The organism is Nitrospira sp. Ecomares 2.1 (assembly GCF_965152585.1).
Genome location: NZ_OZ224219.1, coordinates 443,333 through 456,900, shown reverse-complemented (window position 1 = coordinate 456,900; position 13,568 = coordinate 443,333). Strand labels below are relative to the sequence as shown.

14 protein-coding genes and 1 tRNA gene are annotated in these 13,568 nt (G+C 45.0%); 7 read left to right on the top strand and 8 right to left on the bottom strand.

Annotated elements, in window-relative coordinates:
• Positions 1-395 precede the first annotated feature (395 nt).
• Complete coding sequence (locus ACWHYD_RS02085; protein WP_447964288.1) at positions 396-1,118, bottom strand: hypothetical protein; 723 nt, start codon at positions 1,116-1,118, stop codon at positions 396-398.
• A 398-nt stretch (positions 1,119-1,516) separates the two neighbouring features.
• Positions 1,517-2,017 (bottom strand): CGNR zinc finger domain-containing protein, encoded by a 501-nt coding sequence (locus tag ACWHYD_RS02080; protein ID WP_447964287.1) that lies wholly within the window; start codon positions 2,015-2,017, stop codon positions 1,517-1,519.
• A 305-nt stretch (positions 2,018-2,322) separates the two neighbouring features.
• Between ACWHYD_RS02080 and ACWHYD_RS02075 the strand changes: the two genes are divergently transcribed.
• From ACWHYD_RS02075 to ACWHYD_RS02055, 5 genes are read left to right on the top strand one after another with little or no spacing between them, the layout of a single operon-like run.
• Positions 2,323-4,320, top strand: coding sequence for a hypothetical protein (locus tag ACWHYD_RS02075; RefSeq protein ID WP_447964286.1), 1,998 nt, complete (start codon positions 2,323-2,325; stop codon positions 4,318-4,320).
• A gap of 37 nt (positions 4,321-4,357) precedes the next feature.
• The gene (locus ACWHYD_RS02070) at positions 4,358-4,603 is read left to right on the top strand and encodes an excisionase family DNA-binding protein (RefSeq protein WP_447964285.1); all 246 of its coding nucleotides are present in this window, start codon (positions 4,358-4,360) and stop codon (positions 4,601-4,603) included.
• A gap of 40 nt (positions 4,604-4,643) precedes the next feature.
• Positions 4,644-4,856 carry a helix-turn-helix domain-containing protein gene (locus ACWHYD_RS02065; protein ID WP_447964284.1) on the top strand — a complete coding sequence of 71 codons (213 nt, stop codon included), beginning with the start codon at positions 4,644-4,646 and terminating at the stop codon, positions 4,854-4,856.
• A gap of 34 nt (positions 4,857-4,890) precedes the next feature.
• Positions 4,891-5,124 (top strand): helix-turn-helix domain-containing protein, encoded by a 234-nt coding sequence (locus tag ACWHYD_RS02060; RefSeq protein ID WP_447964283.1) that lies wholly within the window; start codon positions 4,891-4,893, stop codon positions 5,122-5,124.
• Positions 5,099-6,214, top strand: coding sequence for a tyrosine-type recombinase/integrase (locus tag ACWHYD_RS02055; protein ID WP_447964282.1), 1,116 nt, complete (start codon positions 5,099-5,101; stop codon positions 6,212-6,214). Before ACWHYD_RS02060 ends, ACWHYD_RS02055 begins: the two co-directional genes overlap by 26 nt.
• Positions 6,215-6,219: 5 nt before the next feature.
• On the opposite strand, the gene ACWHYD_RS02050 is transcribed toward ACWHYD_RS02055, so the two are convergent.
• Positions 6,220-6,294 (bottom strand) — tRNA-Thr (locus ACWHYD_RS02050).
• Between the two features lie 266 nt (positions 6,295-6,560).
• Between ACWHYD_RS02050 and ACWHYD_RS02045 the strand changes: the two genes are divergently transcribed.
• Entirely contained in the window at positions 6,561-7,034 is a 474-nt protein-coding gene (locus ACWHYD_RS02045; protein WP_447964281.1) for a DUF2914 domain-containing protein, read from the top strand.
• A 146-nt stretch (positions 7,035-7,180) separates the two neighbouring features.
• Positions 7,181-8,032 (top strand): 4-hydroxybenzoate octaprenyltransferase, encoded by an 852-nt coding sequence (gene ubiA, locus ACWHYD_RS02040; RefSeq protein ID WP_447964280.1) that lies wholly within the window; start codon positions 7,181-7,183, stop codon positions 8,030-8,032.
• A 257-nt stretch (positions 8,033-8,289) separates the two neighbouring features.
• On the opposite strand, the gene ACWHYD_RS02035 is transcribed toward ubiA, so the two are convergent.
• The 5 genes from ACWHYD_RS02035 to ACWHYD_RS02015 are packed head-to-tail and all read right to left on the bottom strand — an operon-like array spanning position 8,290 to position 13,520.
• Entirely contained in the window at positions 8,290-9,327 is a 1,038-nt protein-coding gene (locus ACWHYD_RS02035) for a c-type cytochrome (RefSeq protein WP_447964279.1), read from the bottom strand.
• A complete protein-coding gene (locus ACWHYD_RS02030; RefSeq protein ID WP_447964278.1) occupies positions 9,324-10,160 on the bottom strand; it encodes an ethylbenzene dehydrogenase-related protein in 837 nt (278 codons plus the stop codon). The genes ACWHYD_RS02035 and ACWHYD_RS02030 overlap by 4 nt, the downstream gene beginning before the upstream one ends.
• Positions 10,161-10,204: 44 nt before the next feature.
• Positions 10,205-10,930 carry a c-type cytochrome gene (locus tag ACWHYD_RS02025; protein WP_447964277.1) on the bottom strand — a complete coding sequence of 242 codons (726 nt, stop codon included), beginning with the start codon at positions 10,928-10,930 and terminating at the stop codon, positions 10,205-10,207.
• A 28-nt stretch (positions 10,931-10,958) separates the two neighbouring features.
• Positions 10,959-11,597 (bottom strand): c-type cytochrome, encoded by a 639-nt coding sequence (locus tag ACWHYD_RS02020; RefSeq protein ID WP_447964276.1) that lies wholly within the window; start codon positions 11,595-11,597, stop codon positions 10,959-10,961.
• Positions 11,598-11,657: 60 nt separating this feature from the next.
• Complete coding sequence (locus ACWHYD_RS02015) at positions 11,658-13,520, bottom strand: cytochrome ubiquinol oxidase subunit I (protein WP_447964275.1); 1,863 nt, start codon at positions 13,518-13,520, stop codon at positions 11,658-11,660.
• Positions 13,521-13,568: the final 48 nt, after the last annotated feature.

Here is a 13,568-nt window from a genome sequence, read left to right as displayed (position 1 = left end):
TCCTTTGTCGAAAGTTGGTTTCTTTAGTAAATGGAGAATGATACTGAACCGCGATAGGGTATTCTGGGAATCAATTACCTCTGCGAGAGGTGCCAGGAATTGTTGTGCTTGACGGTTTATATGACTGCCTCCCAAATGACTATTTGGTCCATGCACACAGGTTTCATCAATTTCTGTTTCCATGGCTGCTACGCACTGCATGATAGTCGAACAGACAAGCCCTCTGTGGCGACACCGAGTTGGCTCATCTATAGTAGTTGCGGTGAAATCAGATTCTATCTCACGAGCCTGGCGGACAAAGATTGCCGAAGACTCAAGGAACTGACGAACAAAGCTATAACGAACATCCATGGTAACGGGCATGGTCTTAAGTTTTATTTCCGCTGGCTTTATTTTCATGGAAACACAATCAATCTTTTACTCATCTTCTTTTGTTCGGAACGAAGTCTATTGAATACCTGATAAAAATGGATCAAACTGAAGATGCAAACAGCAGTTATGCCAATATCACGCTCTAATGTAATATGATTTCCGGTAAAAATTGCAGAAGCAACATCCCACCCGAAAAAACACGCAGCCACAAAAGAAATAAAAATAAATCCTGTCACCCAACTTATCTCACGGTTGAGATGAAAAGAATAAAACTCTTTCCGGCTAAGGGGCTGGTCCCAGTAGTTTAGGGTAAAATACTTCTCCAACTTTTCCAATAATTCAATTTGCCTATGGCTATTTTCCTTTAGGTCCTCTTTCCAAGCTTCTTCTTCAGAATGTCTCTTAATCCTTTCTGTAGATCTTTCAATTTCAATAATTGCCTCCTTTACTTCAGGACTTAATGTTTTCCACGATTCCTCCTTTTCTTTGGCCTCTCTTGAACTCATAAAGACCTCGAAAGTTTCAGGATCACACAATAGAAGTTTTTCAGACCAGGCATTATTCTCTTTATAAAAATCGTCACAAAGCCTTTGGAGACTTTTCTCACCCTTTTTGGGGCCTAGTTGTGATCTCAACTGCTGTTCATAATTGTCTAAAAATTCCTGGTATTCATTAAGCAACGCCTGACTCTCCTCGGGAGACATCCAAATAGAATCGTCTCCACTTTCTTGTTCACTGGAATTCATTTTGAGGCGATCCTTTTCTGAACACTAGGTCAATTTCGGTCCTAAAATAGCACTATCATCAATTAAAAATTAATCTGGGAAAAAGTACCACGTGTACCCAAAAACAGATAGCATTTTCCTCTCTTTTTTATAGAATGAGCCTGAATTTCTGAATCATGCAGGGAGGTACTTGTGGGAAGCTGGGGAAAGACAAAATGGGGGGAACAAGTGGTATTAAATAGCTCGGCTACCTCAAAGATAACCTCTTTTTTGCTCTACCTTGGGGGTCAATAATGCTTACAAAAAATGTTCAATAAAAACAGCAGCTTAAAGATTCATTCTTGCAACAAATGTTTACAATGAATGTTCAATAGTCAGCAATATGACCTCCATTCTTGCCGTTTTCTATCATGTCATTTTTATGAACCATCGGCTTTTTCACTCCCTTTCTTTTTGCGCCTATGCCGGTTAACCCTGACAAAATTTCCGCACCTTTCTGAACAATACCTCTGCCGTTTGATTCGTATAAAGAGCGTATTACATTCCTTCCTCTGACATAATTGGATTCTCGTATACTCATTCAATAGAGATTGAAATACGCGGGTAGATATAGAGGCGGTGGAATCGTCGTCTTTGTGGAGGCTACCATCCCGCTTTAATTGAAACTTCCAACCAGGAATGGAGAACGCTGGCTCTGACGCCAGGAGTTTTTTCCTTTCTTCTCCCATCTGCTTCTGAAGCTTTTCTAATTCCTTATCTTCGATCGGGCTATATGTCCTAAGACCTGTGTTTAGTACCATTCTCACTTTTCTCCTCAATTCCACCTTCATCGGATTATCCCATTCCGAAATGGGGTCTTCGTCTGGCAAGTTTAGTAGGTCCTGTAGAGCTTCGACCTTTTCTTTTTCTTTCTCCGACAATTACCCCCCTCGTTCTCTGAGCTATTTTTTAAGTGCTCAGTGTCTCCATGTAATGGTAATAATTTTATAAGCATTACATTGTTTCTTCAACATACTGTTTTTAAATGGTTTTTATCTTCTTAAATTAAAGGTAATACCGGTAACGCCACCGTATGTATATAGGAGGAAAACGAGAGTGCGGGAAATTCAGAGAAGATTAAACCAGAAAAGGAAAGGAGATGACGTTCGGAATCCAATCGAGATCCGCCCGCACTAGAACCAATGACTGAACTTATTATTCACACTTTCGGAGGGATTATGAAGTAATGCTTAATCAAGAACCAGAAATTGCAAGCTTTAACTCAGTAGAAGAAGAATGCCAAGAGGTAGTCCATATTTCGAGTAGCGCTCCAGAAGAGGATTCCCTACAAGACCAGAAGGAGGAAGAGAGAACAAGTGGAGCACATGAAGAGAGTGACCCCACTGTACCCGACTCTCCAAAGGTTCCCTGTCCTTATGAACTCACGGATAGGGGAATAATCTGGCATAAACAGACTCGGCATGGAAAGGTGACCGTTTCTTTGACCAACTTTCCCGCTCAGATTGTGGGAGATGTGGTGGAAGATGATGGCGTAGAACGCCAGCGCTCTTTGGAATTAGAAGCCACGGTTGAAGGTGCTACCAGTCGATTTACCATTCCAGCGTCTGAATTTCATTCTATGAATTGGCCGACCCAACATTTGGGACCAAAAGCTATCGTTTACGCGGGTTATGGAGGGAGGGACCAAACACGAGTGGCCATGCAATCCCTTTCAACGGCCATTGACTCTAAAACTATCTACACCCATACGGGCTGGCGGAAAATGTCAGATGGGACCATGGTCTATCTGCATGCCGGTGGGGCAATTGGTACGGGTGGCACAGTTTCTCATATAGGAGTCAATATTGGGGGAGCATTGGCCAAGGCAATTCTGCCCGAACCCTTACAAGGTCCAGAGCTTCAGGCAGCCGTCAAAGCCAGCCTCGGTTTCATCGAAGTAGCTCCAAAAGACATCACCGTTCCCATCTATGCAGGGATCTGGCGAAGTGTCCTGGGGGATGTCCCGTTTTCGCTATACGTTAGTGGGCACACCGGCACAATGAAAAGCACCCTATCCGCTTTGGCACAACAACATTTTGGGAAAGACATGGATGCGTCCAATCTTCCTGGAAGCTGGAGTAGTACAGCGAATGCCCTTGAAGGATTATGTTTCACCGCAAAGGATTTGCTGTTTACTATTGATGATTTTTGTCCACTAGGAAGCCTCACAGATCAACAACGCTTGCATGCCCAAGCGGATCGAGTGTTTAGAGGGCAAGGGAATCACGCCGGACGGCAACGCATGCGGAGCGATGGTTCTCTCCGTCCTCCAAAACCTCCCCGTGGTCTTATTCTCGCCACTGGGGAAGATATTCCTAGAGGGCAATCCTTGCAAGCCAGACTGATTATTCTCGAAATGAGTCCCGGCATGGTGAACCTTGATCATTTAACTTCATGTCAGGATCAGGCCGGAAAGGGTGTATATGCCCAAGCAATGGCAGGCTATCTCCAATGGGTTGCCAGACACTATGACAGGCTGAAAAAGACCCTATCTCAGAAAGTGAGTGAAACACGGGGACGGTTATTCAAAGATCACCAGCATAAACGGACCCCGGATGCCATAGCACACTTAATGGTGGGATTAGAATATTTCTTGGAGTTCGCTCAAGACATGAAAGCCATTGATATTCAGAAAGTGCAAGAGCTTCAAGCGCAATCATGGGAAGCTTTGCAGTCTATTGGTGAGCAACAAACAGGACATCAGGGTGGACAAAACCCCGTGTTCCGGTTCTTTGAATTGTTAAGTGCGGCTGTAGCGGCAGGAATGGGCCACCTCGGATCGTTTTCTAATCTTATGCCTAACAATCCAGAGTCCGCAGGATGGAGAAAACTCTCACAAGATACTCCTAATTTTCCTTCACATTATGAACCGCAGGGTACAAGAATAGGATGGGTCGATGAAAAAAACATCTATCTCCAACCTGATGTGGCCTATACGGTTTATCAACGAATTGCGAGGGATATGGGTGAGGCTTTACCAATTTCCTCTCAAACCCTTCGCAAGCGGTTAAAGGAACAAGGAGTGACACAGGTTGAAGAAGGACGCTTGACCATACGCAAAATGATTGAAGGGCAACGTCGAGAGGTTCTCTGTATCCCACTTGATCCCTCTATTCAGAAAGTGCACCAAGTCCACCAATTGTACCAACCATCACGGGGCAGCACCTATATTTCTGGCATGTGAAGGGAAAGCTTATTGTGATAGGGAAAGAAGTTGAGGAATGCCACATGCGAACAGAAAGGTTGAGAGAAGAATGGAAGAGAGGCAAGTAAAGATAATTGATTTAATCCAGGCAAAAGAGGCAGCAAAATACATGGGGTTATCTGAGACTGCTCTATCTACATTGGTGAGTTTGGGAAGTATTCCTTATGTGAAAATGGGACGTTTAATTCTGTTCAGTCGGGAGCTTTTGGACCTGTGGATGAGAGAACAAGTCACCATGCCAATGCCCCCAAGAAAAAACTGAGAATGTATTTAGTCGTAGAATTGACAAGGAGTGAAGACACGTGAAGAGAGAACAAGTGGCGAGATTTGAGTTAATGAGCATTAAAGAGGCATCTATTTACACGGGCTTATCCATAAAGACCCTGTACACAATGGTCAGTCAAAGACGGATTCCCCATGTCAAAGTAGGACGGTTACTTCGGTTTGATGTGGGACTACTGAATCAATGGTTACATGAGCAAACAGTATTGCCGATGCCTGCAAAAATGGCTTGAAGTGTGATAGCTAATAAGCTACCATACAAACAGCATGAATCTTAAGACATTACGGGAACAACGAGGGCTATCTGTACGGAAGCTGGGGGAAATGGCGGGGGTTCATTATGTCTCGATTGTCAAAATGGAGTCAGGCAAGTTGGATCCTCGCCTATCCACCCTCAAGCGTTTAGCAGATGCTCTTAATGTTTCTGTATCGGAGTTAATCGGGGAACAACCTAAAACCAAAGGAGGGAAGTCTCATGGGACTCACAAAAAGAAAGGATAGTTGGTATGTAGAATTCCCTGTCATTGATGATGGGAAGGTGTTGCAATTAGCGCGGGGAACACCAGGGGCTAAACTGAAACGGTGGAAAGTTGGAGCAACAAGGAAAGATGTAGCGAAAAAACATGAGGCCAAAATCCAAACTGATCTCATGTTGGGAAAGATTGGTAGTGAGAAGATAAAACGAATGGGTTTTGCTGAGTGGGGGGAAAGTTATCTGTCTCTGGAAGAGGTGAAAAGTTTACGAAGTTATCGGGACAGGATTCTGTCTATTCAGAATCAATGGATTCCTTTCCTGGGGAAAAAACCTCTAGATGAGATTACCGCTACTGATGTGGAAGCTTTTCGATCACAACGCAAACATCCGAAAGGAAAGCTTTCTTCTTTATCCACGGTGAACTATGACCATGCCATTTTGAAGCATTGTCTGAGTTTGGCAGAACGAAGAGGATACATTTCACACAATGCCGCAAAAAAGGTGCCTTTGCCCACTCCTGATAACGAAAGGGATAGAATTCTGACGCCGGAAGAGTGGGATAATCTTTACAAGGCGGCTGCTGACCATTTGAAGCCTATTCTCTTAGTGGCCTTTCATCTTGGCATGAGGCAGGGAGAAATTCTCAATCTCACATGGGACCGAGTGGACCTGAATGGAGGTTTTATTAAACTTCGAGGGAAAGATACTAAAGCCAAGGAAAGCCGAGTTGTTCCCATGACTCCACTCATCAGTGAAGCACTAAGAACACTCAAAAAAGTACGGCAATTACACTGTCCCTTTGTGTTTTTATATGAAGGGCATTCAGTGCAAGAAATAAAAAGCTCCTTTATTGGAGCCTGTAGACGAGCGGGAATTAAAGATTTTCGGTTTCATGACCTGAGACATTGTGCCGCAACTAATCTAAGACGGGCAGGAGTGGATACGTTAACGGCCATGAAGATCGTGGGGCATAAGTCAGAGAAGATGCACCGAAGATATAATTCAGTGTCACAAGCTGATTTAACCCAAGCTACTCAGAAGCTGAATTTCTACCTTTCTAACACCCTATTAACACCTGCCTCTGAAGTGCTTCCTGCCAAAGTTGTAAGTGCTTGATTATATGGAGCCGGCGAGTGGGATTGAACCACCGACCTGCTGATTACGAATCAGCTGCTCTACCACTGAGCTACGCCGGCTCACATTGGAAGGAATCAAACAGCGAAGGACCGCCTTTACTGGAGAACGAGTTTGGTAGGTTACCTTGTGGTCGTTTATACCTTTCGTCGCTTAGTAACGTCAACTTCAAAAGGTCGTGGGTCTTATCAAAAAGTGGAGGGAATTTGCTGAGGAATAAGTAGGTTCCGCACTTATGCCCTCCCTTCACCTTCTCCATTGACAAGACCGCAGGTATATTTTAGTTTCTTAGGTTGGCGTTGTCTCACGATCCAAATGAGGACTGAAGGTGGTTGATCGAGTGAAACACATATTGAGGGGAATCGGGCTTTTGATCGGCCTAGCAGGAACACCTCTGTTAGCCCAGGCTGACTTTCTTGTTAAGACCGTTGTTTTATCTAAAGAAGTGGACAAGAGGAACCCACAGGGAATATTCCGTCCTCCAGCCTATTGCGAAAAAGATAAAAATGGGCAAGCGGCAATTCCAATGATCCAAACATCACAAACTTCGCAAGTGATATTTTGGACAAAAATCGAAGCAACCACAAAAGGAAAAATTCGTCACAGCTGGCATCACAAAACCGATGGAACTTGGACCAAAATTTCAGAAGTGAACATCCCCATTCAACCTTCTCCAGGCTATCGCATGTGGAGCATGAAATCACTACGTCCGGATTTACACACCGGGGAATGGATGATCGTGGTTGCTCCTTCGAATGAACCGGATCGAATCCTCTGTATCGCACGATTTATGGTGAAGTAACATTGGGGGGGCTTCCTGAGCAATAATATTCACATTCGCATGACTCAAAACTCATAGTTTATGTGTTCCGATAATGGCGTCTTTTCCAATGGTCCTGTCTTACCATCCGTGTCCCTTATTGTTTTAGGCAGCTCTACATAGCGTCCATGCCTCCTTTCCTTGCATTTGCGAATCTCATCCGGTTGTTCAATCAAACAGGGACTCTGCTTTTACTCTTCCCCACCCTTTGGTCTCTGTTTCTTGCTTCCGAGGGTTGGCCCGGTCTTAAGCTCCTTTTGGTGTTCATTTTTGGATCATTTCTCATGCGAAGTGCAGGGGTGATTATGAATGACCTGGCTGACCGGTCATTTGATCGGGAAGTTCAACGAACACGGCATCGTCCCCTTGCTTCTGGCCAATTAACGCCTTCCCAAGGCTTAGCACTTCTGGCAGTTTTGCTTGGGTTAGCCGCCATTTTGTTATGGCTCTTGAATCCTCTAACACTTTTGCTGAGTCCTGTGGCATTGCTGCTTGCTGGGATTTATCCTTTCTGCAAGCGTTTCATCCATATCCCCCAACTTGTTTTGGGATTAGCATTTGGGTGGGGTGGCATCATGGCGTGGGCCGCTGTTCGAAACGAATTGGACCTGTCGGCTTGGATCCTTTTCGCAGCAACGGTGTGTTGGGCCATGGCCTACGATACGATTTACGCCATACAGGACAGGGATGATGACCAAAGGATTGGAGTCAAATCCACCGCCATTCTCTTTGGATCCTACACCTGGCTTGGGGTGGGCATTGCGGGGTTGATCATGCTGGCATGTCTGTCTCTGGTCGCCAACATCAATCATCTTGGCATTGAATATTCTATGACCTTAATGGGAGTAGCTGGTTTATTAGGCTATCAAGTTCTTCTTCTCCGCTCAAATATTTCAGGGGAAAAAGCCTTCTTTTTATTCAAACAACATGTCTGGATTGGGGTTCTTATTTTAGGAGGAATATGGATGGGGCATCCATAAATATACAAAATAAGTAAGGACTACAAACAAACCGATTAGTTTTATTTTAATCGGCCAATCACTCAGGAGAATTCCAGCCACTCATAGGCTTTTTTTATTTTTAATCCTAGCCTGTTTATCAAAAGCATTCCCACAATTCCTTAGAACCACCAGATTCAAACCAGGTCCTTAGCATGGATAAATGGTAGGTGAACACCTTTTTTGGCTAATGCAAGCCTAAAGGCACGCGTCTCGTGGAAAGAAGGACCGTTTTGTTTTTATTCTGAGAGGGGAACTGGATTTTCTGGTTTTGGGGCCTGGAGTGTCCCTAAATAATACGTGATTGCCTTGGCATCTTGGTCTGAAATCCCTAAATTTGGCATCCTGGTATGTTTTTTCATGGCTTGAGGATACAGAATCCACCGATAGACCCATGTAGGATTGAGGCGAAATCCTGCTCGATCTAATGCAGGACCAACCAGCCCACCTTCATCATTGAGGCTATGACATCCCTGACATCCGTATTTGTCATTATATAACTCTTTTCCCAGATTAGCTTGGACGGCACGTTCCTCTTCAGGTAGGGAGAGATCCGGTCGAGAGACCTGAGCCTTTTTAGGACGCTTTAAAAAGTTATCAACAGAGGCTTTAGCGTTTTCATATTTCTCATTCGCTGCCAGGAACGCTTCCTCTTCCGGAATCGTGACTTCTTCCGGTTCGTAATTCTCAAGCTGCTCATCTGTCAGCGTTTCTTCATAAGCAGCTTGAGCGGCCTCCGCTTTCTCGGTTGCGGCCTCAAAAGACGCTTTTGCCGTTTCCATCTCTTGCTGTGCCGCCTGGAATGCCTCATCTAATTCTTTTTTCCTGGCTTCAAAATCATAGCTCAACGACATACCATGAAGGGTCCGAACATAACCCACAATAGACCAGATTTCTTCCTCCGATAAGGTGTACTTAAATGTCGGCATGGTAGGGACGGCAAAGTAGTCCTCGTCATCTAATACTTTGGGATCGGTCGTATCTTTCATGTCCCGATAAATAGTGTGGAAAATCTCTTCATCACTAAAGGTGGACATTTCGGCATTGGATGCGAGATTTTTAGGTCTGGGGTCCGACATGCGCTCCCAATTAAAGCCTTCCCCTTGTTGTCCGGTTTCCCCATGACAATGACTACAATAATGGTTATAGAGCTTTCGGCCCTTAGAGGTTTTTTCATCCTCAAAAATTGCGCATCCAGAGAATAGCGTGAAGGTAAATCCGACAACGGCCAAACCGATGACTGTTATATCACGACCGCCTCCCGCTATCAGTTTCATACTGATTGCCCCTTTCTCAGTTTCCTTACAATCACCAGTTCGAAGGCCGCTGCGAGGGCTAAGCCCAATATAACCCAACCAAAAATGGAATTATCTGCACTCGGTTCAGCCCGAATATACCACCAAGTAGAAACGGCTTTCTGTCCACCTTTTTCCTTTACAAGACCATCCACAATGGCCCCATCCCAAAAAGCAAAGGCCACATTTCTCCATTCGCCAGGTTCTATTTGAACATCCTGCTCGTCCTCAGTTTTTAACAATCGGGTAAAGACCACTTTCCATGTCCCATTTTGCCAAACCCCTGTTGCCTGAACATCCTGGTGAGGTTGAGTTTCCAAGGTCTTAAACCCCTTCGCACTCATATCAACAGCTTGGCCACTTTCCTTTTTCCAAAACCAAATGTTTACCGGTCCACCTTCAACCTGCAGCATTTCCTGACCATGGGCAAAATGGGCTGGCTTGTCTCCAACCATAAATTCAAGTGCAGCGGCGTCCCCCGGATCTTCTGTGGGATCATCGTATTCCACTAAAATAGCCAGTTCTTGCCCATTATGAACCCCTTTAGCCTTGACTGATTTAACGGTTACTTCCTGAATTCTGGGAGGCCAATGCACCTGTGGCGCCAGATTAAATTCAGAACCAGGCACTGAATCCCATTGTGAAGAATTAGGGTCAGCGGTTGGTAAGCTGCCTTCTAATTGATACATTCGAACCGAAACACTCCCGAGTTCATCGGAAGCCGGCGGTTCGCTAGCAAATGTTTCCGTAAACCCCAGGACTCCGAACAGCCCAATAATGGATATGGCACCTAGGCTTCTTAGTCCGTTCGACATGTCATATTCTCCACTCATTTATCCACAACATGATTGGGTTATGCTTACTCTTCTTCTTCCCACGTCCGTGGGGATTGATGGGCTCCGTCATATTCACCCATTATAATTTTCCATATAAATTCTTCCGGCAATTCCTCTTCCCATCTTGGCATAGCTGACTTCCAAGGCATTCCTTCCACAGGTAATCCCACTCCACCTTTTTTAATCCTCCAGAACAAATAGGCCTCTTGTAACTGGGCAATGGTCCCAGGATCAGTAAAATCAGCTGGAGGAGGATTAAACCCAGGAGCTGCTGTGCCCTTTCCATCAAAATTAGCTCCGTGGCAAGGTGAGCAGTAGGCTGCATACAGGCCTTTACCCATCATAATGTTTTCGGGAGTTTTTGGATAAGGATTTGACAAACCAACAAACTCCCCAGGAGGTGCAGGATGAATGGTTCTATTTTCCGCAGGCGGCAGGTCGCTCGGAGCCAAACTGGAGTACGTCTGCCACCCCACCAGAAGCGGGAACATTACCAACACTGCCAATCTTGCCATATGGCCTATTCCTGATTGGCCTTGACCAGATAAAAAACGGAAGACCGGGCCCATCATCGCCTCCAAGGATGGGCCACTCATGGTCCCATAAATCATAATGCCGCTCAGGGCTAAGGCCAAATACAGGTAAATTAAACTTGCTGGAAGTGGTGCCGTAAATAACGGAAGTAAAAACTTTAAAAATATAAACACACCAGCAAGAACGATTGCTCCACTAGTAATAGGGCCTTTCATGATGTTCTCCTCAACCTGGCTATTCCCTTTAGCGATCCGCCGAATTTTCCATTTGCGATTTCAGTGGTGAAGAGACCGAAGCGACCTTTAACGAATCATCCGATTTTTGCTCGGTTTCCATAATGTCCTCAACTTTGATACTGATTGGTTCACCACTCATTTTTTGGAGGAAAGCAATGACCGAATAAATTTCCTGCTTACTTAATCCGATAGGATCCTTGTCGATATGGGGCATCTGTGCCGGATATTCTTTTGGAACACCATCATGCCTGAAGTCCAAATAAATATAGGCTTGAGGCTGAGTTAAACTTTCATAGATAAATTCCGGAGACAGTTTTGCTCCAATACCATTTAAATCTGGGCACCGGGCAGACTCACTTGGCCCGATTGAATGGCACAAGGCACATTGTCCTTTACTAAAAAATATTTTCTGCCCAATTGAAGCCAAATCATCCGGGCTTTTAACGCTGGCAAGATCGAAGGTTTCTACAGCAGGAGGCAAGGAGGCCATTTGCGGAACGCTCAAGGCAATTAAACTAAAGACTCCCAACACCATCGCGACAAAACCTAAAACCCGAAGGAACATTCCCTTAATAAAAAGCAGGATAAGAATTCCTACCCCAATGACACACATGCCTATTATTTGTAATAGCGCGACTTCACTCATGTTTCCTCACCCATGCTTTCCAAAGAAATATGGCCCTTTAGTCTTTCTCTTATTCCATTCCTATTCAAGCTTTTCCACGGCCCTTGGTGCACCACCAGCCATAGCTGGAGCCGAATGGCCAGGAATATCCACGGTAGATCCCCTTGGCGGCTGAGCCTTGGCTTTATCACCTAGTGTTGCCACCCAAAAGATAAACGCGACGATTAGACAAAACACAAAAGTGTTAAGAGACATAAATGCCGCTGCATACCCTAATGCTGGGGAATAGGCATATTCCGAGGTATCTCTCATAACACCATAAATGTGCCAATGTACTCGGGATGATGACCTGGCATACCCCATTAATGACATAAGTAAAATCACCATGACCGCATTTAAAACTAAACTATACCCTGCCCGAATAGGCATTTTACCCCACACCATTTCGGTTGTAGTTTTGGCACTTTTCATTAAAATGGCGGTTAGCGGAGTGAACGTAATCATAATGAACAGGACAATTAATACCTGTGCGACCGAAAAGTAATTAATACGAATGATGGCAGGGACGAAATACCCCCATACCCCAAGAACCACAACGGCGATTCCTGCAATGACAAGCAATCCTCCCATAATGGCTTTAGCTGCTTTTGCCCAACCTGCCGTTTCCTGTTTTCCCGCGCGCCAATACATAATAAAACTCATAAACGTGACGAGGATCATGATATTCGATACCGTCATTTTGGCAGACATCACACCGAAAACACCAAGCAAGGGATGGTGAGTCCCACCCATCTTTTGGGCTTCAGCCAAACTGGCGACCAAAGAATGCGGAGTCATCCATATTCCGAGACACAATAATAAGACGATTAACATCGCCATTACCGGTTTTTTGTATTGGTTTTCAGACCCCGGTATTCTATAGGTAATTCCCATCCAAAAATAATAGTTCGCCCCCAGGAACAGCACCCCAATCAGCATGGCTTGAAGAATAAACAGCCATGCCAAGAAACCACCCATAAGGGTAATCCCCATTTGTTGGTTGTATTGGTACACCTCACGCATAAGCCAATAGCCGGCAAAGGGAAGGGGCAACATACCGAACACCCCAATAAAATTACCGACATAACCCATCCAGTCGTAATGCTCACGCTCTTCACGGGAAACCGCCAAAAGATACCTGATGCCTGCATAAGCTCCCACGATAAATCCACCTAACACTACATTGGCGATGAGGCGATGAATATTGACCGGCATCCATGTAGGATTTTGCATAGCCATCCAAGCTCTCGACCAGGCATCTCCTTCCCCTAGCACGACAGGACTCGCTTGAAAGGTTGCCCATGAATTGGGAACCGCCATGATTCCAAGAGCAAAAAGATTCAGGAGGAATCCTAAAAAAAGATGGAATGTCTTTTTATTTCCCTGCATGTAATCCCACCCGTACCAATACATATAGAGGGTGGCGGTTTCTAGTAAGAAGAGCAGGCAATATACTAAGAAAGAAGGAAAAAACATATCGGTCAGGTAAGCCATCAACTTTGGATAAAGTCCGATCAGGAGGAACAAAAGGATCCCTCCAAAAAGGGCCGTGGTGGCATAGGCTGACGTCAAAAGCTTTGTAAATTCTTTGGCGAGCTTGTCGTACCGAGCTTCTTTCGTTTTCCAACCAACAAGTTCACAAATCCAGGCAAAAATTGGGACACCCAAAACGAAACCAGCCAGCAACAAATGCTGTTGGGCCACAATCCATATCAGATTACGGCTACCGATTCCTGGAACATCCCGATATTCCACCGACATTGCCTGAATCTCAGCACCTCCAGCCGCCATACCCAAAGCCGGAAGAAAGAGAAGGGCCAAAAAACTTGCCAATTTAAGCATTCCAGGCATTCTATTCATTCCTTGCGAAACGGTTGTATGTCCTAATTGGCCGGCCGTATTCATTCTGGCCCCCCTTCGATCGTTCATTATTTTGTTCAAGGCTACACTCCA

Bases quoted from the DNA above. Each gene is read 5' to 3' on its own strand.
- ACWHYD_RS02085 (WP_447964288.1), bottom strand. From the start codon at position 1,118: ATGAATTCCAGTGAACAAGAAAGTGGAGACGATTCTATTTGGATGTCT.
- ACWHYD_RS02075 (WP_447964286.1), top strand. From the start codon at position 2,323: ATGCTTAATCAAGAACCAGAAATTGCAAGCTTTAACTCAGTAGAAGAA.
- ACWHYD_RS02070 (WP_447964285.1), top strand. From the start codon at position 4,358: ATGCCACATGCGAACAGAAAGGTTGAGAGAAGAATGGAAGAGAGGCAA.
- ACWHYD_RS02060 (WP_447964283.1), top strand. From the start codon at position 4,891: ATGAATCTTAAGACATTACGGGAACAACGAGGGCTATCTGTACGGAAG.
- ACWHYD_RS02055 (WP_447964282.1), top strand. From the start codon at position 5,099: ATGGGACTCACAAAAAGAAAGGATAGTTGGTATGTAGAATTCCCTGTC.
- ubiA (WP_447964280.1), top strand. From the start codon at position 7,181: ATGCCTCCTTTCCTTGCATTTGCGAATCTCATCCGGTTGTTCAATCAA.
- ACWHYD_RS02035 (WP_447964279.1), bottom strand. From the start codon at position 9,327: ATGAAACTGATAGCGGGAGGCGGTCGTGATATAACAGTCATCGGTTTG.
- ACWHYD_RS02030 (WP_447964278.1), bottom strand. From the start codon at position 10,160: ATGTCGAACGGACTAAGAAGCCTAGGTGCCATATCCATTATTGGGCTG.
- ACWHYD_RS02025 (WP_447964277.1), bottom strand. From the start codon at position 10,930: ATGAAAGGCCCTATTACTAGTGGAGCAATCGTTCTTGCTGGTGTGTTT.
- ACWHYD_RS02020 (WP_447964276.1), bottom strand. From the start codon at position 11,597: ATGAGTGAAGTCGCGCTATTACAAATAATAGGCATGTGTGTCATTGGG.
- ACWHYD_RS02015 (WP_447964275.1), bottom strand. From the start codon at position 13,520: ATGAATACGGCCGGCCAATTAGGACATACAACCGTTTCGCAAGGAATG.